Below are 21,720 nucleotides of genomic sequence, written 5' to 3' on the forward strand. Positions count from 1 at the left end.
GGCATTTAACGAAAGAATGCCTAGAATCGAGCGCTCGACTCGCATTCAAGCAGGACAGCTATGCGCTGGGCATCCGCCGTCGACACCGATAATTCCTTGCGGGCCGCAGTGGAGCATGCCGCTGAGACCGTGTTCCTCGGGCTGGGACGTCAGGAACCGGATCTGGCGATCGTGTTCGTGAGCGCCGAGCACTCGGGCCACTTCGACGCCGTGCCGGCGCTGCTCCAACGCGAGTTCGAAAATGTCTTCATTTTCGGCTGCTGTGGCGGTGGCGTGATCGGCGGCGGTCGCGAGATCGAAGATCGTCCCGCCTTTTCGTTGACCGGCGCAGTGCTGCCCGGCGTGCGCCTGAAAGGCACGCATCTGGATGCCGCCCAAGTGCCGCCGGTGTACGCCGAAGCACGCGCGTGGGAAGACGCATTGCGGGTCACCTCCGCTCAGCAGCCCTCATTCCTGTTGCTTGCCGACCCTTTCAGCTTCGAGGCCGAGACCTTCATCCGTGGCCTGGACCGAATCTATCCGTTGGCGCCGAAGATAGGCGGCCTGGCGAGCGGCGCGCGGCAGGTGGGCGGCAGCGCGTTGTACCTGGGCAATCAGGTCTACCACTCGGGCTGCATTTCACTCGCCCTGACCGGCAACGTCGATATCGACATGGTGGTCGCGCAGGGCTGCCGGGCGATCGGCGATCCGATGTTCGTCACGTCGGCGCACGAGAATCTGATCCGGGAGCTCGACGGGCGCTCGCCCCGGGATGTGCTGTCGGCGCTGTTCGAGCGCCTGCCCGCGCCCGATCGGGAGTTGTTCAGTCAATCTTTGCATCTGGGCATGGCGATGCGCACCGACGCGAGCGAATTCACGCCGGGCGATTTTTTGATCCGTGGCATTCTCGGCATGGATCCGCAAAGCGGCGCGTTGTGGGTCAGCGCCAACGTGCCCGCGAATAGCGTCGTGCAATTCCATCTGCGCGACGCCGCCACCTCGGCCATCGACCTGGAACGCACGCTGCGGGCTTATCGGGCTTCGCATCCCGTCGAACCCGATGCCGGGGCGTTGCTGTTCTCCTGCCACGGCCGCGGCATTGGCTTGTACGGTCAGGCCGATCACGACAGCAATGCGTTCCGGCGCCTGGTCGCTGACCTGCCCATCGGCGGCTTTTTCTGCGACGGCGAGTTCGGGCCCATCCAGAACTCCACCTTCCTGCACAGCTACACCAGCGCCTTCGCGGTTATCCACGAGAAGAAATAAGCGCTTGCGATAAGCTCTATACTCCCGCCCTTTCGCCGGACCGGAGTCCCCTTGATGCGTCAGTCGTTCGCCCCTGCCGCCTGTGCGTTGTCCGCTTGTTTACTGATGCCGCTGGGCGCCCTCGCTGCCCCCCATCCCTTCAATGTCGAAGACCTGGTCCGCATGCAGCGCGTGTCCGAGCCGGTGCTCTCGCCCGATGGCCGCACGGCCGTTTTCACGATGCGTGAGACCGATCTGGCCGCGAACCGGGGCCGCACCGATCTTTGGGCGCTCGATATCGCAACCAAAGGGGCGCAGCCTCGCCGGCTCACCACCCATCCCGAGGGCGACAGCTCGCCGGAATGGACCGCCGACGGTCGCGAGATTTATTTCCTGTCGACGCGCAGCGGCTCCAGCCAGGTGTGGCGTTTGCCGGCCAACGGCGGCGAAGCGATTCAGGTCACCGACCTGCCGCTCGATGTCGGTTCGTTCCACGTTGCCAGCCAGGCCGGCCGCCTTGCCGTGACGTTGGAAGTATTCCCCGACTGCAACGACCTGCCGTGCACGGTCGACCGGCTCAAGGAAGCCAAGAACGTGAAGGACAGCGGCGAGGTTTACGACCGCCTGTTCGTGCGCCATTGGGACGCCTGGAGCGACGGCCGCATCTCGCAACTGTTCGTGCTCCAGCTGAGCAATGGGGCGGCCACCGAGCCAGTGTCGGTCAGCAAGGCCCTCGATGCCGACGTGCCGTCCAAGCCCTTCGGCGATGCGAGCGAATATACGTTCTCGCCGGATGGCTCCAGGCTGGTGTTCTCGACGCGCCTCAAGGGCAAGTCGGAGCCGTGGTCGACCAACTTCGATTTGTATGAAGTCGGCGTCGACGGCAGCGGCCTGCGCAACCTCACCGAAGACAACCCCGCCTGGGACACGCAGCCCGTGTTCTCTCGCGACGGCAGCCAGCTTGCGTGGCGCGCGATGGAACGCGCCGGCTTCGAAGCCGACCGTTTCCACGTCGTGGTCATGGATCTGAAGAGCGGCCAGCGTCGCGCGCTCACCAAGGAATGGGACCGTTCGGTCGACGGCATGGCCTTCGCCAACGACGGCAAGACGTTGTTCGTGACCACCGATCATTTCGGCCAGCATCCGCTGTGGTCGGTCGAGGTGAAGACCGGCAAGCCCACCATGCTGACCGGCCCGGGACGCGTCGAAGCCTTCAGCGTCGGCGAGAAAGAAATCGTGCTGACGACGTCCTCGCTGAAATCTCCGGCCGAGTTGCAGGCGCTCACCATCAAGGGCGGCGATCTGCGGGCACTGCCTCGCATGAACGAAGCGGCGCTGGCGGAGGTCAAGCTCGGCGAGCCGGAGCAGTTCACGTTCGCGGGCGCCGAAGGTGCGACGGTATATGGCTTCGTGATGAAGCCGGCCGACTTCAAGCCCGGCACGAAATATCCGGTCGCGTTCATCATCCATGGCGGCCCGCAGGGCTCGTTCGCCAATTCCTGGAGCTATCGCTGGAATCCGCAGACCTATGCGGGCGCGGGCTACGCGTCGGTGTTCATCGATTTCCATGGCTCGACCGGTTACGGCCAGGCGTTCACGGATTCGATCAGCCAGGACTGGGGCGGCAAGCCGCTCGAAGACTTGCAGAAGGGTCTCGCGGCCGCGCTCGACAAATATCAATGGCTGGACGGCGCTCGCATGTGCGCGCTCGGCGCGTCGTACGGCGGTTACATGATCAACTGGATCGCAGGCAACTGGGCCGAGCCGTTCAAGTGCTTGGTGAATCACGACGGCGTGTTCGACTCGCGCGCCATGGCCTACTCCACCGAGGAGCTGTGGTTCACGGAATGGGAGCAAGGCGGAATTGCGTGGGAAGTGCCGGAGAACGTCGAGAAGTTCAACCCGGTCAATCACGTCGCGAATTGGAACAAGCCGATGCTCGTCATCCACGGCACGCGCGATCATCGAATTCCGTACGCGCAGGGCCTGTCGGCGTTCACAGCGCTACAGCGCAAGGGCATTCCCAGCCGCCTGCTGATGTTTCCGGACGAGAACCACTGGGTGCTCAAGCCCAACAACAGCATCCGCTGGCACCACGAGGTGCAGAAGTGGCTGAATGAGTGGACCGGCAAGAGCGGCGAATGAGTTTCGATTTTAAAGGCCCGCTGCGAAGCGGGCCTTTTTCTTTGCCCGGCTACTCTTCGTCGGCGCGCCAGGCGGCTTGGTAGTTGTTGCCAACCCGAATGATCTGTTCCAGCAGCGCCGGATACTCCAAGCCGGCGGCGAGCGCCGAGTCGGCGAAGTCCTCCTCGCGGCTGATGTTCGGATTGCAGTTCGCTTCCAGGACGAACACGCTGCCGTCCGGCCGCATGCGAAAGTCCATGCGCGCGTAACCGCTCAGGTACAGCGAGCGGAAGATGCGTTTCGATAACTTATCCAGATAAGCGGCGCACCCTTCCGGCAGGTTCTGCGCAGCGCCGGTGCGGATGCCATGTTTCGTCTGATAGCGGCGATCCCACTTCACTTTGCGGGTGGCGATACCCGCCATCACGTCCGGCAAGGTGCCGAAATCCATCTCCCACACGGGCAGGGTCCGCAACCGGTCGTTGCCGAGCACGCCGACGTACAGCTCGCGGCCCTCGATATATTCCTCGATGAGTGCGTCCGAGTTGGTCTGCTCGTGGATGAACTGGATACGTTCCTTCAACTTGTCGGCATCGGGGACCACCGACGCTTGTGAGATGCCGAGCGACGCATCCTCGGTCACCGACTTCACGAACAGGGGAAACTTGAGCTTGCGCGGCAGCCGGTAGCGCTGCCCTTTGCGAATGACCGCGAAGCCCGGGGTAGGAATGCGGTGATAGGAAAGAATCTGTTTGGAGAGCGCCTTGTCGCGCGAGATCATCATGCCGCGCGGGTTGCAGCCGGTGTACGGCAGCTTCATCAGCTCCAGGAATGCGACCACGTACTGGTCGTAAGTAACGATGCCCTGGAATTCCTCGAGCAGATTGAAAGCCACATCGGGCTTCCACTCGGTGATGATGGAGCGCAGCTCGGCGAGATTGTCGCCCAGCCCGAGCGCCCGCACTTCGTGGCCGGCCTTCTCCAGCGCCGCCTTCACATCGTATTCAGTCCTGAACTCGTCGATTTCCTTATCACTGAGGCCCTTGAGACTCTCTGGCGGCACCAGACTCTCATGCATCAGCACCAGGACTCGACGCGGCTTCATAGGGTGTAGCGTTCGCGGTCCCGCCGCAGCATGTCGATCAAGATTCGCTCCAGTACGCCCAGCAACGAGCGCTTGGCTTCGTGTTTGGAAGTATCCAGCACCAGGTCCAGCTCACGGCAGCGTTGAGTCACCGTCCTCAGCACATGATGCACGAGATAAGGATACAACCGCGAGCGCCGCATCAGCCAACGTTCCAATTCCGGCCGGCTCTGGCGCACGAACGTGCTCGCACGTACGCGCCGCCGACCCTTTTGATATTTGCCGAAGACACGCTTGAGCCGCAAGTCATACGCGTCCGGCGTATCGAAGTCATAGCGGGCCCGCTTGCGGCGATAGTGCTCGGCCAGCGTGGTTTTGTTCTTGCCGATCGGCTCGATCAGCGAACGGTTCATCACGTGCGGCAGCGTGCCGGACAGCTCGATCATCAGCCGATCCACATATTCCAGCTTCTCGAGCGCGGGCCAGCCCTGATAGTCGCGCCGCCAGCGCGCTTTGGGCTGCATCCACACCGCGAAGGTTTCGGCCCAGTCTTCGGTGGGATGGCTCTGCGCGTACCAGTGGCCCAGATGTAAGACGAAGTCACGACTGGCGGGCCGCGGCCGATACACGTTTGGATAGCGCCGCTCCGGATCGCCGAAAGTCTCGCGCCATCCCTTGCGGCGGCGGATGCGATAGGCATTGTCGAGGGCGTGCGCGAACTCGTGGCGCATGATGCGGGTCAGCCAGTTGGCATTGCCGCCCTCCACCTCGTCCATCATCTTGCGCTCCAGGCGCATCAGCCGCGGATGCGCCATATAGAACGCGATGGCGATGCCGGGCACGCCATCGGGGGAGAACCATTCTTCGGACAGCCAGACATGCGGCGCGAACAGGATGCCGCGGCGCTTGAGATCGCGCCGGATCTGGCGGATGTGACTGTCGATCTCCGTGTGGCGCAGAGTCAGCCGCAGGTCGCAGAAACGTTTCTGCAACAGCTCCTCGTCGCTGAGCCGTGTCCAGGCGGGTTCGCGGGAGCGCACACGACGACGAGCAGGAGCACGCTTGATCCGAGTCGCCATCGCTCAATGCATCAAATGGCGGGCCAGGGAGCGCAACACGGCTTCTTCGGACAACTGCCGTTGCAGTTCGGGCGAAATGGCATCGCCGCCATGATAGGCGCCGCACAGGGCGCCACAGAGCGCGGCTGCCGATGGCGCGGCTCGCGAGGAAGTGAGCACACGAATCAACGAATCGTGTAGCGTCTTGGCGCCGGCAAAGCCGTTCAACGCCACGCAGGTTACCGCGAGGGCATCGCTGGCATCGACACAAGGCTTCGCGCGCCCCTCGACCAATTGTTTGACCTGCGGCTTGAGCTGGCGCTGCCGAACCAACTGCATCGCCGGCCCGCCGAAGCCCAGCAATGTTTGTTTGTTCACGCCGGCGAACGCATCGACGAACAGCGCCGCCCAGACGCGGCACAGATCCAGCACGATCGGCGACTGCTGCGTGGTGCGCGAAGCTTCGACCGCTGCGTCGATGGCCGCTTGCGGATCGCTGCGAAGAAACATTGCGACCACCAAGGTGCGCGGCAGCGAATGCGGATCCAGATTGGCTGGGTCGTGCGTGCCCGCCAGCTTTTTTCTCGACCATTGCCACCCCGCCAGCGCCCGGCGCACTTCCTGAGGCACGCCGATATTGCCGACGCTCTGGCTCCAGGCGAGATAGCGCTGCATCTGGTCGTCGGAATCGTTGATGCCCTTGGCCAGCAAGCTCTCGGCCAAGGCGCGAGTCATCGCCGTGCTTGCGCCGGTGACGAGCATTCCGGCATCGCGCAGGCCGCCGCCAGCCACCAGCGTTGCGGCGTCGAAATTGCTGTTCGCGACCATGCTGCCGAACGCGTCGCCGATCGCCAGTCCGACGATGCTGGCTTCATACCGTCCCAGCACATCGACCGGACTGCCCGGCGCCATCGACTCGCGCCATTGACGCACGAATTCGATTTGCTCGTCGGTCTCGGGAATGGTCGGCCAGCGGTGCGAGCGGCCGCACTGCTGCCACAGATCCTGCAGCCGATCGAGCGCTGCCTCGCTGCCCAAGCCGCTGCGGATCAAATGACAGCCGATCGTGGTGCCGGTGCGGCCGATGCCTGCCCGGCAGTGAACGTAAACGCAGCGGCCGGCGGCCAGCTCGCTGTCGATGAAATCCAGGATTCGCACCATGTGGGCCGGCGACTCCGGCAAGCCATGATCGAGCACCGGCAGCCGCCGATAACGGATGTGCTGCTCGCTGAGCTTGGCCAGGAGCGGATCGTAGGCGGGCATCTCGCCCTCTTCGGTCAGGTCGACGAAGCTGTTGATGCCCGCGTGCAACAGCTTCTGCACGCGTTCTGTCGCCTCGGCGCGCGACATCGATCCCGGATACTCACCGGCGAGCAGCTGCCCTGGGCGCACCCAATAGCTGTTCGGGATCGGCACCGAGGCGATGCCGACAGTGAAAGGATCGGTACTCATGGGCAGCCATGATAAGGGATGCGGTCGGCATAAACCCGCACCGCGGCCGGTGCGTTCCACCTATATTCGCGCCCGGCCGGAAGACGCCTCGCGACCTTGACTTGGCCGCAGCCGCCGCCAATTCTCGTCAGACCCCACCCGAGGACTCTTCCATGCAAAAGCCCACCGAATCGGCCGTCAGCTCCGCCAGCGGCTACGACCTGCGTCCCTTGAGCAAGGCCGAACGTGAACGGCTCGCGGTCTCGCTGACCCCGGAAGAGCGCCACATCATTCTGGATCACGGCACCGAGCGGCCGTTCTGCGGCACTTTGCTGAACAACAAGCAGTCGGGGCTGTATGCCTGCCGCCTGTGCGGGTTGCCGCTGTTCCAGGCCAATGCCAAGTTCGAGTCCGGCACCGGCTGGCCGAGCTTCTATCAGCCGTTCGATCCCGAGCACATCACCGAGCTGCGCGATGTCAGCCACGGCATGATCCGCACCGAGATCCGCTGCCGCCGCTGCGACGGTCACCTGGGACACGTGTTCCCGGACGGCCCGCCGCCGACTCATCAGCGCTATTGCCTGAACTCGGCGTCGATGCAGTTCTATCCGGAAGGTCAGCCGCCGGAACAGCACACGGCCGCATAAGCAACCGCGTATCCCGGGGCGAGGTTCAAGCCTCGCCCTCGTGATCGTGACTGCCGTGGGACTTGGCGGTAATTCGATCCAGCACGCCCATCATCACCGCCGACACGACGAACGTCAGATGGATGATGACGTACCACATCAGCGTGTCGCCTTTCTCGGCCAGCGTCGGCGTCTCCATGAAAGCGCGCAACAAATGAATCGATGAGATCGCGACGATGGACGAGGCCACCTTCAACTTGAGGGAATTGGCGTCGAGCTTGCCCAGCCAGCTCAACTTTTCGGCGCCCTCCTCCACATCCAGCGCCGACACGAAGTTCTCGTAACCCGAGAACATCACCATGACGATCAGGCTGCCGACCAGCACCATGTCGACCAGCGCGAGCAGCAACAGCACCATGTCCGCTTCGGCCATGAAGGCCACATCGGTGATCAGGTGGTACAGCTCCTGGAAGAACTTGATGCCCAGCGCGACCAGCGCCAGCGACATGCCCAGATAGACGGGCGCCAGAATCCAGCGACTGGCAAACAACAACTTTTCGATCGTCTTTTCCATTGCTCCGTTCCGGACCGGCGGTACCGGCGGGGATTCTACCGTATGACCCGCTGAACGTATTGGATGTCGATCCGGTCGGGGGTACAGTCCGCCCAGCATGAGCGCAGACACTCAGCAGGGAGAAGGCAGCGGAAGCCCGGCTTCGTTCGCAACCGAGCGCATGCAGCTGGCCCGGCTGCACGCCAGCCCGGCGTCGCGGCTACGCGACTTGTGGTTGCAACTGTCGGAAATTGCGGCGCGAACCTTGAACGTCGAGCGCGTCGGCGTATGGATTCTGGCCGACGAGGATCGAGCGCTGCGTTGTCGATATCTGCTGCAATTCTCCAGTCAGCAGGTTTTTCAAGGCGCGGTGTTGCGCGCGCAGGATTTTCCCACTTATTTTCAAGCGCTGCAGCAGCAGCGCACCATTGCCGCCGATGACGCACTCAGCGCAACGACCACCGGCGAGTTGCGCGAGTCGTATCTCGAGCCGCTGGGTATTACCTCGCTGTTGGATGCCCCGATTTACGTAGGCGGCAAAGTGGTCGGCGTCGTTTGTCACGAGCACATCGGTGCGCCACGCATGTGGAGCGAAGCCGAAAGCGATTTCGCGGCGACGATCGCGGATACGATTGCACGCCTCTATGGCGAATATGAGCATCGCCACGCCGAGACAGCGCTGGAAAGTTACCAGCTGCATCTGATGGAGTTGCATCGCATGGAGGCGCTGGGGCGCATGGCCGCCGGCGTCGCGCATGACTTTCGAGGGATTGTGAGTATCGCGCTCGGCTTCACCGAGTTGATCCGCCGCGTTCCCAATCTGGCGCCGCAGGCGGATCACTATGCGCAGCGCGTGATCGAAGCGCTCCAGCGAGGTCAGAATCTCACCCAGGAGATCATGAACTTCGGCAAGGACGATCCGGTGTCACCGCGCGTTCTGGACATTGGCGCGGCGCTGTCGAAATGTTCTCACATGTTTCGTGTACTGCTCGGCACCGGCATCCGCCTGCGAGTGCGCAGCTCGGGCCCGGTGAGTCGAGTGTTCATGGACGCGTCGCAGTTCGAGCGCATGATGCTGAACCTGGTCATCAACGCGAGAGACGCCATGCCCTCGGGCGGCGACCTCGACATCGACTACCAGGACGCCATCATCGGCGACGAAGATGACGAACGTGCGACGTATGTCGCGATCTATGTCCGCGACAGCGGCGTCGGCATGGATGAGATGACGCGCCTCAACGCGTTCAAGCCGTTCTTCACGACCAAGGGCGACCGAGGCACTGGCCTCGGATTGGTGATCGTCGATCAAATCGTCGCGCGCGCCGGCGGCCGAGTGAAGATCGACAGCGACGTCGGTCGCGGCACGACGCTGCAGGTTTATTTGCCGAGAATCGCGGCGGCGGCTCGGTAAGGAAACGGGTGGCATCAAACGAAGCTTCTCGTCACTTGATGGCCGCCGCGGGCAATCGCGGCCCAGCCTTCAAGCTGCAACAACAGATCGAACGATTGAGCCAGCTGCCCAAGGCCAAGCAGAAGGTCGTCATCAAGATGCTCGATGGCGTGCTCAGTCAGGCCGGTAGATAAATTCAAAGCCCTGGATAAAAGGGCATGGGGAGACAACTATGGACTTGGGTCTATCCGAGCTCGGTGTCCGCGACTGGTCGGTGATCATCGCCACGATCGCCGGTCCCATTCTCGCTGTTCAGGCGCAGAAGTGGCTCGAACGCTTGCGCGAACGTCGCAACCGCAAGCTCTGGGTCTTTCAACAGCTGATGGCCACGCGCGCCTCGCGCCTCTCCAACGATCATGTGCAGGCACTCAACATGATCGATCTCGTGTTCTACGGCACGCACTTTTTCGGCATCCATCGACGCACCAAGGGCGAGACCAGCGTCGTCGAAGCGTGGCACGAGTATCACGATCACCTCGGCAACAAGTTCGATGATTCAACGTTCGCGATCTGGAACACCAAGGGCGACGAGCTGTTCATCAACCTGTTGTTCGCTATCGCCACCGACGTGCATTTCAAGTTCGATCGCGTACAGCTAAAGAAGGGCTCCTACTCACCGATCGCTCACGGCAACCTCGAGCACGAACAGAACTTGATCCGCAAGTCCGTGCTCAAGCTTCTCGCAGGTCAGAGCGCGCTCAAGATGGAAGTCACCAGCTTTCCTATGAACGAAGATGTCGCCAACGCCCAAGCCACGCTGCAGAAGGCGATGAGCGAAGCCTTTGCCGGTAGAGGCGCGCTCAACGTGATCGTCAAGGGCGATGGTGCTGGCAGCTAGGTTCGTTCCGAATCGGAAAGAAACGTCCTATTCAATCGTCGCTCAAGCACCTGCCTGAGCTGAGGCCAATCGCCTTCCAGAAAATCCTTTGCCTCGGTGGACCCAAGCGCAATCGATTGACGCGCTAATCCTTCAACAACTGACAGCATGGCGTGAACGTCCTTCTGGACTACTCGCGTCATGTAAAGCTGAGCCAGATCGAACGCTGCATCCTTATCTCCTGATGAGATTCGATCGAGGCATTCTCGTATCAATTCGTGATTGACCTGAGCCGCGTTCTCGTCCACTGGTTTCTCCTAGCACATGGGCCCGCAAGATTGGTAGCACTCCACGTAACGCCGATTCGCCTCCTTCTTACACGCCACCCAACCACCTTTCGGCCGGCCCTTCATTTTCCACATCCATTCGCACTGAAACATATCCCTATCCCACTGCTCATCACATGCCTACTCACATTCTGCGCGCGCCTTCTCCCGATCCCTCTCAGACATATCCGGTATCGGAAACGCCGGATCGGCGGGCCACGGACGTGGCGTAACCCTTGGCCTTGGCACAACCCAAGGCCGCGGAACGAACCATGGCGCAGCGACCTGCAATCCCTCTGGGTCAACATTGGAAACAGGATTGGATAGCGCATAGGCGTAGGTGTTAATGCCACCATCCAACCCGATCGGATCTGACTCCACATACCTTCCCGTCGCCGGGTCGTAGTCCCTGAAGTAGTTATAGTGTCGCCTAAGGCGATTACAAAGCTCCCCCCATCCAGAATTTGGCATTCACGCCGATCACCAAAGCGAACAAGAACACGATGCATGAAAATATAAGCGCTGACATGAGTGCCACTGGCCTTCTGCCGATTGCTCGCCAATGAATCACTATCGTTGCGATAGCAAAGAAGGCAGTGAGCGAATAGAAAGTCAAGGAACCAAACAAAGGCTCGCGCGCGCGGACCTCAAGCATGATGGCCATCAGCACGAGAACCAGATACATAGCGCCTGCTATACAACTCAGGCGCAATGCATCTTTAAGACCAATAACCACTAGCGCCTCCCCGGCCTAAAGCCGCGGCAAAGATTTCCGCCATAAAGCAAGCAGTCCATATCACCGGGAGAGCATCGGCCGCACACGTCATCACTTTGGCAACCAACGCCGCTACACGGCGCCCCGAGGCGCCCACCCGGCGATCCGGGCGAAGTCAACCCGGCTGACTTGATGCAGTCATTGGCCGCATTGTGGCAATCATTGAACCCCGGAAACCACAATCCATTGTTCGCGTTCTTCTTGCAGCAACTCATCACTTGGTCTTCGAGACCGTCACTGCCGTCGACCTTGACGCAGAAATCGACCGAGGGCCCCTTCTCTTTGTCTCCGGTGGGCCCAAACCCAAACGATCCTTGCATTCCACAAGAGGCATTGGACTTGTCGTTCCAGAGGTAGCCGTGATTTCCGAAGCCAGGAAACCCGCTAACTTTTCGGTTGCAGAGCCAGATCGCAAGACCTAAGGGATCCGTCCATTGCAGCGGATTGCCCTTCACATATGCATATGTGTTGAGACCGCCTTTCAGACCAATCGGATCGGATTCGACGTACCTTCCGGTCGGCGGGTCATAATCCCTGTGGTAGTTGTAGTGCAGCCCCATCTCCGCCATCGCAATCTGCCCCGGAAAGCGCAGATTGAACTCAAACACGCCCGCACCAGATGGGTCGTCATTCGTCGCCCCACCGCCGAACGGCTCACCATCCCAGCGCCATCGCACGGCGGCGGTTGCCGAGTCGGTGATGACACGCGGCGCGTTCAGATGATCCGTGTGGATGTTGTAAAGCTTCACGCCGCCGCCGCTCTGCGGCCGCAGAGTTGCGATTGGCGTGTCGCCCAGCCAGACGATTTCTTCCGTCAGCGCGCCACTGCCATCATAAATTCCCAGGACGTGCCCGGCGTCGTCGTAGTAGTACAGCGTGCTCCCGGCCTTTTTTGCGAGTTGGCCAAGCGCATTGTAGACGTAGTTGGTCGTCACCCCATTCTTCGTCGACGAGCTCATCCGCCCACGGTTGTTGTAGGTGAACGAAATGCCTGTGAAACTGGTCGTGTTGCCAGCGTCATCGTAACCGTAGATGCGCGACAGCGCGCCCGACGCGACCGAGAGCCGATTGCTATTCGCAGCGATTGTGAACGTCGATGGATGCGAGCCGGTCTCTGTTAGACGATTGCCGTTGGCATCGTACGTGTAGCCAATCGTCGTGCCGCTCTTCGATGCGCTCGTCAATCGATCCAGATCGTCGTAGCCATACGTCCAGCTGAACGCGGAATTGGTCGTATCCGTGATGCCGGTTACACGAAAGGCATCGTCATAGCTGTAGGTCTTCAGACCAGCGCTATCGATCAACGCAATACTGCCGTCTTGGTCGAACGTGCGAACGGCCAGCGAACCGTCGGCCCAAGTCCATTGGCGCACAGGACCGAAGGGATCGTAGAGGATGCCCGAGACGATGACGGTCCCGTTTACGCTGATGCTGGTGACCTTGCCGTTCGTATAGCCGTATGTGATGACTTGGCCGGACGGGGTCGTCATGCTTTGGCGCAAGCCGTTAGCATAGGTGTAGCTCGTCGTCTTGCTAATCGAGTCCACGACTTGAGTCGCCGTCAGCGCGCGACCATGCTCGTCGTAGGTCCATGCCAATGAGTGACTGGCGTCGTACGCACCGGTGAGACGGCCTTTACCGAACGCGCCTGCGTCGTATATGTATGTAAGCACCTGGTCCGTAACTCCACCGGCAGAGAACGAAGTCGTCGCGACGCGATGGAGTTCGTCGTAGGTGTGAGACGCAACGGCGTTTCGCGCATCCGTACTCGTGGCGAGGTTGCCGGCCGAGTCGTACGTATTGGCGGTGCCCCCGGTGTCGGGGCTGGTCTGCTGCTGCAGATCACCCAGAGCGTTGTACGAGTAGGACGTGACTAAGCCACGCGGATCGGTGACAGAGATCAATTGGTCCAGCGCGTTGTAGCCATATTGGGTAACGCCATTAAGCGGGTCGGTAGCGGTCGTCAGTCGATTCAGCTCGTCGTAACCCTGTGCCGTGTCGCGCCCGAGCGGTGCGGCGAGACTCGTTTGATTGCCGTTGTTGTCGTAGCCGTAGGTTGATGTAACGCTGGCTGTGCCCGCTGCACCGATCTCCTGGTGCAGACGGTTTAGGGTATTGAAAACCCGTGTACGACTACGCGCTAACGCGTTCGAGGGATCGTATGTTTGCTCGTTCGTTCGATTGCCCATCGCATCCAGCATATAGTGGATGCGGTTGCCCTCGGCATCGTTAATATCGGTGAGGCGATGAGCGGCGTCGTAGGTGTACTCGAGATAGCTGCCATCGGGCAGGGCGGCCTTCTTCAGCAAACCCGTCGGCCAATAGCTGAACATCGTTACTTCGCCCGCGACGGTGCGCGACGTCAGGCGCTGACGCAAATCGTAGCTTAGCGTCCTCACAACGCCGTTTGGATCGGTGATCGTGAGCGGCTGCCCGTGCGCATTGTATGTGTTGTAAGTGGTGACGTGACCGGCGGCGTTGGTGACGGTCTGAACCTGGCCGCATTGATAGCCGGTCACGCAGCTGTAGTACGTGTACGTCGTGACGTCAGAGACATCGGCGCGCGGTCCATCCGCGGTCAGCACCTGGCCGAAACTGTTGTATGTGTACGTCCAGGCACGCGAAACGTTCGTTGTGGTATCCAGCACTGTGCGTGTGAGCACGTTGCCGGTCGCGTCGCGGGTAAATGTTGTGCGTTTGCCAGGTTCGTCAATCTGCACCGGAAGACGGTATGTGGGGTGCCACTGGGTTGTTATCGTCCTGGCCAGCGACGTTCCGTAAGCTTCGGTCCGAGACGTTTCCAACGTACGAGAAAGATCGTACGTGTACCGTGTCTCGATGTTGTTGAAATCGGTACTCGCTGAGACGTTCCCCTTCAGGTCGTACTGCACCGATTTCGATTCGGCGCATCCATCGCAGAAAGAAGGCGATGACGTGTATCGCCGAGCGCCATACCGCACCTGGGAATTGTGAACACGCGCGACACCCAGAGGATCCGTTACCGTTCGAGTGCTGCTGGTGGAGGTGAAGCTATACCGATTGACGCCGCCGGCATGCTCCGTGCTCGTGGCAGCGCTGCCGTAATAGCCGAAGGTCGCATAGCGTTGTACCGACTCGTCGGTGATTCCCGTCAGCAAATTGACTTGGATGGACGAAGTCATCTCGTAGTGGTAGGTACGCGTCGATCCATCAGGGTATTCAGACTGCGTCAGATTTCGAGACGAATCGTATGTGTAAGCGATTTGAGAGCCATCCGGAAGTGTAATGCTCACGAGCCTCTGGTCGGCATTCCATGTGAAGACTAGTGCGTGTCCGAAGCTATCCGTCACGGAGGCGAGCATGCCGCTTGAGCCATAAGAAAGTGTCTGCACAACGCCGGCGCGAGCGGTGACTGACACAAGCTTGCCCGTGAGATCATATTGCTCGATATCATCATCCTCGGTGATGTACTTCCATCCGATGTGACTGCCATTCGCGTCCAGCACGCGCTCGACGCGATCGGCGATCTCGCCGCCATAATCGAAAACGCCTGTCGCAGCCTCCGTGTAGCCCAGCACGGAGCCATTCGGGCGGTATGCCCATACGCCCTGCAACTGCCCCCCCCCATGCTATATCTCAGATGCTGAAGGTAGCTTCCGGCCCAGCCGATGCCGAGAGGTTCGAATCGATCGTTAGTAGCGTCGTTGTATGCGTAGGCGTATTTGCTGTTATAGGAGCGCACGAAGCTCAAACCGTTTGGACCACTGTAGTCGCGCTCCACCTGGTGCTTGTTACCGGACATGACGATGCAAGGATTTCCCTTGCACATCGATCCCTTGTATGTGACGGGAGGAGCACATTCACTGCTCCAGGGGCACGCGCAATATGCTCGAATGCCTGCAGAATCGTCACCACTGAGAGTCCAGCCTTTCGGACAAGTCACTTCTCTCTGACGATAAATCGTAGCCTCGTAGATCCAACTCTGATTGCATGGGACCACATTCGTCTTATGCGCAATCACCTCATACTGCAGCCGGACATACTGACGTCGGAGAACGCCATGAACATAGGTTTCCGAACCGGGGGTGCTGGACAGATACGGCATCTCGCACCAACTCGAATCGGGCAAGATGCTGGCCGGGATAGCTGCAATCAACTCCTCTTGCGAACTCCGCCAGTGGTTTGGAAACCCCACCATGTGGTCATACCCGAGGCTGTAGACCCGCCAGCGCCATGGCCCAATGTCCACCGGTTTGCATGCAGCGCCGATTGTCGACCCTTCAGGTGTGCATTGATACTGCGTGGGAATGGCGCTCGCTGCAGCATGCGAGAATACAAGCGCAATCAGTGCCACCAAGGCCGATAGGGCGAGCGGCAGAACGCTGCGGGATAACTTGAGTGTGATTGGCGCAGTCGGCCCGGATAGTGCGATTGAAGAGGGCGCGCTCCTCCATGGACTCAGCAACGACGAACGCAGCGACATGCCTCTTTCCTGCTTCCTCACGTCATGTCGCAACCCTGCTTGCCGCCATCCATGAGCGAGTCGATTGACTATTATACGACGAGCCTAGGGCGATCTTACAAACAGGGTCAATCGGGGAATAGATGAAGTACAGTGGTAACGAGGTTCCCACTGGACTACCGTGATGGAATAGGGGCTCATCGTGGGACGTGACCGCAACGAGCACATCGCCATTCGGCAGCACATACAACTACCGCGGATGATCGAGCTCACACGCGAACCGAGAGACGGCGCGTCCTTTTGCTGCGGCCGGCGCTTGATCCGCAGCCCACGCTTTTTGCTTCGGCAACGTTTACTGTGGAATGAGGGCAAGCCTTCTTTACGGACACTGCCGGCATCAGTAACAAGGCTACTTGTTCGCCTCGCGCGCGGTGTCGTTCTCAGCCACCTCATAATTCGGGAAGGCGGCGACAAAGAGTTTCCACTGGCGGTCGGCTTCTTCTGGTTTGTTATCTTTCCGCAGCTGGCGAATGTCTTTCAGCCAGGCTTCCGGGTCTGTGTAAGTCTTCTCCAACTTCGCCATGCTATCGGCGCTGGTGACAACGGCGCTGGCGCTGATGGGGCGTGAGTAGCTCAATACCGCCTTGGGCTCGGGCGTTTCGACGGTGTCGCGAGGGCCGGCGACGCCGGCTTGTTCGCCACGCATGGCTCGTTGCGACGCTGACAGCTCCCGTTCTCGCGCAGCCGCTTCCAGAGCCGACTTCTGTCGCGCGACGTCGGCCACGAAAGCTGCATTGTCTCTTTCCTCAGCCTTGGCGACCTGCTCCTCGAGCGGCGCAGGAGCGGGCGCGGCGACCGGCGGCGGCGGGGCTCGACGCTGAACAGCCGTCATCGGCATCTCGGACGCCGAAGCCGGTGGAGGAACCTCGATTTTCGGCGGCGGCGGCACGGGCATTACCAATTCGGCGGCGGCCGAATCCGCCGCGGGAGCATTGGCTGACGGCTCGCTTGCCGGCTCCTCGATCATCCTCGTCTCAATCGGCGCTTCCGCAGCCTCGCGTTTTTCCTGCATCGCGGACACGGTCGTTTCATCTCGCAAGCCCGTCTCGAGCACGATCGAAACCACCAGCACGGCCGAAGCCGCAACCGCGAGCGGCGCAGTCCAACGCATCCACGCAGGCCGCGACGGACGCTTCACCGCCTCCTCCGCCTGACGAAGCACGAGACGATCGAGCGACGGCGGAACGTCCGCACCGGGCAGCTGACGATATTGACGAGACACGCTGGAACCCCCCTTCAGGTATTCGTCCAGCGGCTGCTCGTCAACCTTGTCGGTGGGTTCGGTCATGACACGCTCGACTGCAGAGTCGGAGATTGATGCTGGCGCAGCGCCCCGCGCAGCTTGCCCAAGGCATAACGCAGGCGGCTCTTCGCCGTTTCCATGGCGACACCGGTGATGCGGCCGATATCCTCCAACCCAAGCCCCGTTTCTTCGTACAGCAGGAATACATCGCGCTGTTCCGCCGGCAATTCATCCAGCGCGCGTTTGAAATCCGCACGCAGCTGCGCTTCGGAGAGCGCGGCATCGGGACTTTCATGACCCGGCCCGGGCAACTCGTCCGCCAGCGCATCGACATCCTGTGCGCCTTTTTCCTGCGGCCGGCCGGCACGGCGGAAATAGTCGATCGCGCAGTTGTGCGCGATGTGAAACAGGAACGTCGTGAACTTGGCGCGCACTTCGTAGCGCTCGCGGCTGGCGATCACCTTGCTCCACACCTCCTGAAACAAATCATTGGCCGCCTCCTGGCTGCGGCACAGGCGCCGCAGGTAACGATACAGCGATCCCTTGTGCCGCTCGTAAAGCATCTCGAACGCGCGCACATCGCCCTTGCGATAGCGAAGCATGAGCGTCGCGTCGTCCGGCGCCGCGCCGATGGTCGATACCGTCGCGCCGGCCGCGCCGGTGACATCGCCCGCCGCAGCCGACATCGGCTGCGGGCCAGGAGTGGAAGAAAGATCCATGCAGCGAAGAATATCAGCAATGCTTCATTCTGAAATCTGGCTGACCTTACTGGCGTCCGTCGACGGCGTCAGGCTCTTGGCCAGCGCCACCAGCGACACGAACTCCTTCCGATAACCATCGCGATCCGCACCGAGCGCACCGTTCGCGAGCTTGGTGACATCGCCGTAGCTGAACTCGCCCATGTATTTTCCACCTCGCAGCAGCTGCCCGAACGCCGCGACGCTGGCCGCGAAGCGGAAATCGGCGGTCACCTTATCTGCGACCGAATCCTTGCGGATCGGATATTCCAACAACTGGCTGGCATCCGAGCCGGGCTTCTTGTAACGCAGCCGGACGTTCGCGAGCTCGCCCTTGCCAGCGGTAGCTTCGGTCTTGGCGCCGTAGCGCAATGAGTCGACGCGACCCTTCGCACCCACCGGCACGACTTCATACAACGCCGTCACTCGATGGCCGGCGCCGATCTCGCCCGCATCGACCTTGTCGTTGTTGAAATCCTCACGGGCCAGCATGCGGTTCTCGTAACCGATCAGACGATACTCGAGCACTTCGGACGGATTGAACTCGACCTGGATCTTCACGTCCTTGGCGATGGTGTATAGCGTCGAGCTGAGCTGCGAGACCAGCACCTTGCGCGCTTCGGACAACGTATCGATGTATGCGTAGTTGCCGTTGCCGGCATCGGCGAGGCGCTCCATCAATTGCTCGTTGTAGTTACCCGTGCCGAAGCCCAGTGTCGTCAGCTCGACGCCCGTGGTCCGCTCGCGCTCGACGATGTCCACCAGCGCTTCGAAATCCACCGTGCCGACGTTGAAGTCGCCATCGGTCGCGAGCACGACGCGATTGATGCCGCCTTTGACGAAGGTGTCGTGCGCCAGTTTGTAAGCGAGCTGGATGCCGGAGGCGCCATTCGTCGAGCCGCCGGCGGACAGACGAGCGAGCGCTTCCTGAATTTGATGTTTCGCATTGCCCGGCGTCGGCTCGAGCACGACGCCCGAACTGCCGGCGTACACAACCATGGAAACACGATCGCGACCGGTCAACTGATCCGTCAGCAGGCGAAACGCATTCTTGAGCAGCGGCAATTTATCGGGCGAGTCCATCGAGCCCGAGACGTCGATCAGAAACACCAGGTTCGCGGCCGGACGTTCCTTCGCCTCCACTTCGAAACCTTTGATGCCGATGCGCATCAGCAACGCTTGCGAATTCCATGGCGCGGCGGACAGCTCGGTCGACACATTGAACGGAATGTCGCGACTGTTCGGGGTCGCGTACTCGTAATCGAAATAGTTGATCAGCTCCTCGACACGGACGGCATCCTGCGGCGGCAGGCTGCCGTTGTTGAGGAAGCGACGCACGTTCGCATATGCGCCCGTGTCTACGTCGATAGAGAAAGTCGACACCGGCTGCTCCGCGGCAACCTGTATGCCGTTGTCTTGTTGATGTTGGTAGCGATCGGTGTCGGCGGGATTTGCCGGCATCGCGAAACCAGACGACGCCATCTTCATTTGCACCTCGGCCCGGCGCAGCTGATCGGCCGATGTCACCTGCCGGTACGACTCCTGAGCTGGGGCGGGCAGGGCTGCGGGCGGAACCGGCGCCGCTTGAATCGCCGCGTCGGCGGGAGATGCGACTGCCTGTTCTTCGAGCATGCGGGTTTCTATGGGCTCTGCATTGCCCACCTGCTCCGCAACGGTCTGTTTTTCTTCCCGCTTGGCGGCGCAAGCAGCAAGCACGGCAGCAGCAATCAACAAGGATCCCCGACTGACGACCCGATTCATGGCTTCGCTCCCCACTCCGACGCGGCTTGCGTCACTGGGGGTATGAACGGCGGGTGAGCTCGGATCGGGTTAAGGCGGGGTAAAGATTTTCAGCCCGGTCCCCAGACCAGCTCGTCCAGCAGCTTCTCTCGGGGCGGCCAGCCATACCGGTCCAGATCCACCCGGCCGCCGACGAAATCTATGCCCTCGTTCTCCAGATGCTTACGCTGGCGGGCATAGCCATCGCTGCCGAGGGGAAAGGAAATGCGGCCACTGGCGTTGATGACCCGAAACCAAGGCAATCCTCGCGACGCCGGCGTCTGGCGCAACACCGTGCCCACCAGCCGTGCCCGTCGGGGCAGACCGGCCACGTCGGCTACGCCGCCATACGTGCAGACCTTTCCTCGCGGAATTCGCTTGATTGCCGCAATGATGCGAGCCGCGTCGTTCGCCGGTGCGACCGTCGCGGTCTTTTTCTTCGAGATCTTTCGCGTCGCGTTCTTCCGAGCTTTTTGTTTGTTACGCGAAGCCACGAGTCACCTCAGATCGGCACGCGATCGTGCACGGTTTCCTGGGAGCGATCGGCGCGGTCGGGATTGCGCCGGCGCTCACCGCCGGTGAGTGCGATACCCAGCGAAGCCACGAAAGGCATGACGCGCTCCAGGAAATCGCCCGGCGCATCCGGCAGCAAATGAAATAGCAAAGAAAGAATGAACCCGGACCAGATTGCCGCGAGCATTGCACCGGGACGTACGCGCTTGCCGCACACGCGAACCAACAGCAGCGGCCCGAAGGACGAGCCGATCGCCGCGTAACCGAACATTGCATGCTCGAACACTGTCGCCGGCGCCCATAGCGTCGATAGCACGATCAGCACCGCCGACAACACCATGGCGGCTCGACTCCAGCCGATGGACAGCGGCGCGTTCACACGGCGCATGTCGATTCCCAAGGTGGTCGCGAGCGCCAGCAACTGACTGCCCAGGTTGGCGAAGATCGCGGCGATCAGGCTCGCGACGATGAATGCCGCCAGCAGCGGCGGCAGCAGCCGGTCCGCGATCGTAAACAGCGCCAGCTCGGGCCGATCCAGGTCCGAATACAGAATGCCGGCAGCCCAGCCACAACCCAGCACCAGACCGACCAGCAGCGTCGTGAGCAGGAGCGACAGGCAGCTGGCCCGCAACAATGTTTTCTCATCGCGAGCCGCCATGAATCGAGTGGCGAGCTGCGGCTGGCCGGTCATGCCCAAGCCGATACAAAACACACCGGCGGCGAACGCCAGCGACACCACACCCTTGCGCCCCCCAAACCAATCGGAGGCCAGGGGTCCGAGCGCCGTGAAGGCGATTTTGAATTGGTCCCAACCTTCGATTGCGACACTCGCGCCCGCCAGCAACAGGGCAGCGAACAGTCCGACAGCGATCACTTGCACGGCATCGCCCACTGCCGCCGCACGCAAGCCGCCGGCGAATGCGCCCACGGTGATAAGAAACATCGAGGTCAGCGTGATGCTGATCAAGTTGAATCCAAACTCGTCGACCAGCAGCCCGCCGGCGAAGCGCAACATCGCACTGGTCTGCAACAGCACACACAGCATGAAGATGAGAATGGCCGAGCGCGCCACCAAAGGTTGCAGGCGATCGCCCGCATCGACGCTCAACACCTGAAACAAAGTGGCCGTGCCCTGGCCCACGGAGATGCCACGCAGGCGCGGAGCGATAAAGAACAGATTGAGCGCGGAGCCAAGCACGAAGGCGCCGCAAATCCAGACCGCCGACCAGCCCCAAGCGAAGGCGGCGCCGGCGAGCGTCATCAACAGCCAGCCGTTGACGGTATTCGCTGTACAGCTGACCGCCGTCAGCCAGACACCAAGACGGCGATTCGCCAGCGCGAAATCGGCCGCGTTGTGCGTGCGCCGGCCCGCCCACGCCGCCACCACCAGCAGCAGCGCCGCGAAGGCCATCAGCGTCAGCAACACCGTGGCGGAGCGGTTCATGGTCGAATACGAGTCCTCAAGCGGCCGGCCGGCGA

18 protein-coding genes and 2 pseudogenes are annotated in these 21,720 nt (G+C 61.3%); 6 read left to right on the forward strand and 14 right to left on the reverse strand.

The window, feature by feature from the left end; all coding sequences use genetic code 11:
- The first annotated feature begins 60 nt into the window (after positions 1-60).
- Both GYH35_RS18790 and GYH35_RS18795 read left to right on the forward strand, forming a co-directional pair.
- Complete coding sequence (locus GYH35_RS18790) at positions 61-1,245, forward strand: FIST signal transduction protein (protein ID WP_161812986.1); 1,185 nt, start codon at positions 61-63, stop codon at positions 1,243-1,245.
- 54 nt (positions 1,246-1,299) lie between these two features.
- The gene (locus tag GYH35_RS18795; protein ID WP_202624412.1) at positions 1,300-3,369 is read left to right on the forward strand and encodes a S9 family peptidase; all 2,070 of its coding nucleotides are present in this window, start codon (positions 1,300-1,302) and stop codon (positions 3,367-3,369) included.
- A 49-nt stretch (positions 3,370-3,418) separates the two neighbouring features.
- On the opposite strand, the gene GYH35_RS18800 is transcribed toward GYH35_RS18795, so the two are convergent.
- From GYH35_RS18800 to GYH35_RS18810, 3 genes are read right to left on the reverse strand one after another with little or no spacing between them, the layout of a single operon-like run.
- Positions 3,419-4,453: a D-alanine--D-alanine ligase family protein gene (locus tag GYH35_RS18800; protein WP_161812985.1), complete on the reverse strand. Its 1,035-nt coding sequence runs from the start codon at positions 4,451-4,453 to the stop codon at positions 3,419-3,421.
- A complete protein-coding gene (locus GYH35_RS18805) occupies positions 4,450-5,511 on the reverse strand; it encodes a putative zinc-binding metallopeptidase (RefSeq protein WP_161829221.1) in 1,062 nt (353 codons plus the stop codon). The genes GYH35_RS18800 and GYH35_RS18805 overlap by 4 nt, the downstream gene beginning before the upstream one ends.
- A 3-nt stretch (positions 5,512-5,514) precedes the next feature.
- On the reverse strand, positions 5,515-6,942 hold the full coding sequence (locus tag GYH35_RS18810) for an ADP-ribosylglycohydrolase family protein (protein ID WP_161812983.1): 1,428 nt from the start codon (positions 6,940-6,942) through the stop codon (positions 5,515-5,517).
- A 152-nt stretch (positions 6,943-7,094) separates the two neighbouring features.
- On the opposite strand from GYH35_RS18810, the gene msrB reads away from it, so the two are divergent.
- Entirely contained in the window at positions 7,095-7,568 is a 474-nt protein-coding gene (gene msrB / locus GYH35_RS18815) for a peptide-methionine (R)-S-oxide reductase MsrB (protein WP_161812982.1), read from the forward strand.
- Positions 7,569-7,593: 25 nt separating this feature from the next.
- Here msrB and GYH35_RS18820 read toward each other — a convergent pair whose 3' ends face one another.
- Entirely contained in the window at positions 7,594-8,121 is a 528-nt protein-coding gene (locus tag GYH35_RS18820; protein ID WP_161812981.1) for a TIGR00645 family protein, read from the reverse strand.
- A 97-nt stretch (positions 8,122-8,218) separates the two neighbouring features.
- Between GYH35_RS18820 and GYH35_RS18825 the strand changes: the two genes are divergently transcribed.
- From GYH35_RS18825 to GYH35_RS18835, 3 genes are read left to right on the forward strand one after another with little or no spacing between them, the layout of a single operon-like run.
- A complete protein-coding gene (locus GYH35_RS18825) occupies positions 8,219-9,511 on the forward strand; it encodes a sensor histidine kinase (protein ID WP_161812980.1) in 1,293 nt (430 codons plus the stop codon).
- A gap of 8 nt (positions 9,512-9,519) precedes the next feature.
- On the forward strand, positions 9,520-9,684 hold the full coding sequence (locus GYH35_RS18830; protein ID WP_161812979.1) for a hypothetical protein: 165 nt from the start codon (positions 9,520-9,522) through the stop codon (positions 9,682-9,684).
- Between the two features lie 38 nt (positions 9,685-9,722).
- Positions 9,723-10,388 (forward strand): DUF6680 family protein, encoded by a 666-nt coding sequence (locus GYH35_RS18835; protein ID WP_161812978.1) that lies wholly within the window; start codon positions 9,723-9,725, stop codon positions 10,386-10,388.
- On the opposite strand, the gene GYH35_RS18840 is transcribed toward GYH35_RS18835, so the two are convergent.
- The 10 genes and pseudogenes from GYH35_RS18840 to GYH35_RS18880 all read right to left on the reverse strand — a co-directional run bounded on the left by GYH35_RS18840 (position 10,385) and on the right by GYH35_RS18880 (position 21,685).
- The gene (locus GYH35_RS18840) at positions 10,385-10,675 is read right to left on the reverse strand and encodes a hypothetical protein (RefSeq protein ID WP_161812977.1); all 291 of its coding nucleotides are present in this window, start codon (positions 10,673-10,675) and stop codon (positions 10,385-10,387) included. The genes GYH35_RS18835 and GYH35_RS18840 overlap by 4 nt on opposite strands.
- 294 nt (positions 10,676-10,969) lie before the next feature.
- A pseudogene (locus tag GYH35_RS35480) lies at positions 10,970-11,119 on the reverse strand (RHS repeat-associated core domain-containing protein); the annotation flags it as partial.
- A gap of 13 nt (positions 11,120-11,132) precedes the next feature.
- On the reverse strand, positions 11,133-11,429 hold the full coding sequence (locus GYH35_RS18850; protein ID WP_161812975.1) for a hypothetical protein: 297 nt from the start codon (positions 11,427-11,429) through the stop codon (positions 11,133-11,135).
- The gene (locus GYH35_RS18855) at positions 11,429-15,025 is read right to left on the reverse strand and encodes an RHS repeat protein (protein ID WP_161829222.1); all 3,597 of its coding nucleotides are present in this window, start codon (positions 15,023-15,025) and stop codon (positions 11,429-11,431) included. The genes GYH35_RS18850 and GYH35_RS18855 overlap by 1 nt, the downstream gene beginning before the upstream one ends.
- Positions 15,026-15,087: 62 nt before the next feature.
- Positions 15,088-15,930, reverse strand: a pseudogene (locus GYH35_RS35485) (hypothetical protein); the annotation flags it as partial.
- 388 nt (positions 15,931-16,318) lie between these two features.
- A complete protein-coding gene (locus tag GYH35_RS18860; protein ID WP_161829223.1) occupies positions 16,319-17,257 on the reverse strand; it encodes a hypothetical protein in 939 nt (312 codons plus the stop codon).
- Positions 17,254-17,931 (reverse strand): RNA polymerase sigma factor, encoded by a 678-nt coding sequence (locus GYH35_RS18865; RefSeq protein WP_202624413.1) that lies wholly within the window; start codon positions 17,929-17,931, stop codon positions 17,254-17,256. The genes GYH35_RS18860 and GYH35_RS18865 overlap by 4 nt, the downstream gene beginning before the upstream one ends.
- A 24-nt stretch (positions 17,932-17,955) precedes the next feature.
- Positions 17,956-19,710: a vWA domain-containing protein gene (locus tag GYH35_RS18870; protein WP_161829224.1), complete on the reverse strand. Its 1,755-nt coding sequence runs from the start codon at positions 19,708-19,710 to the stop codon at positions 17,956-17,958.
- 89 nt (positions 19,711-19,799) lie between these two features.
- A complete protein-coding gene (locus tag GYH35_RS18875) occupies positions 19,800-20,222 on the reverse strand; it encodes an MGMT family protein (RefSeq protein WP_209005445.1) in 423 nt (140 codons plus the stop codon).
- Between the two features lie 8 nt (positions 20,223-20,230).
- On the reverse strand, positions 20,231-21,685 hold the full coding sequence (locus GYH35_RS18880) for a sodium:solute symporter family transporter (protein ID WP_161812971.1): 1,455 nt from the start codon (positions 21,683-21,685) through the stop codon (positions 20,231-20,233).
- Between the last annotated feature and the right edge of the window lie 35 nt (positions 21,686-21,720).

The sequence above is a fragment of the Steroidobacter agaridevorans genome (genome assembly GCF_009932555.1).
Classification (GTDB): domain Bacteria; phylum Pseudomonadota; class Gammaproteobacteria; order Steroidobacterales; family Steroidobacteraceae; genus Steroidobacter; species Steroidobacter agaridevorans.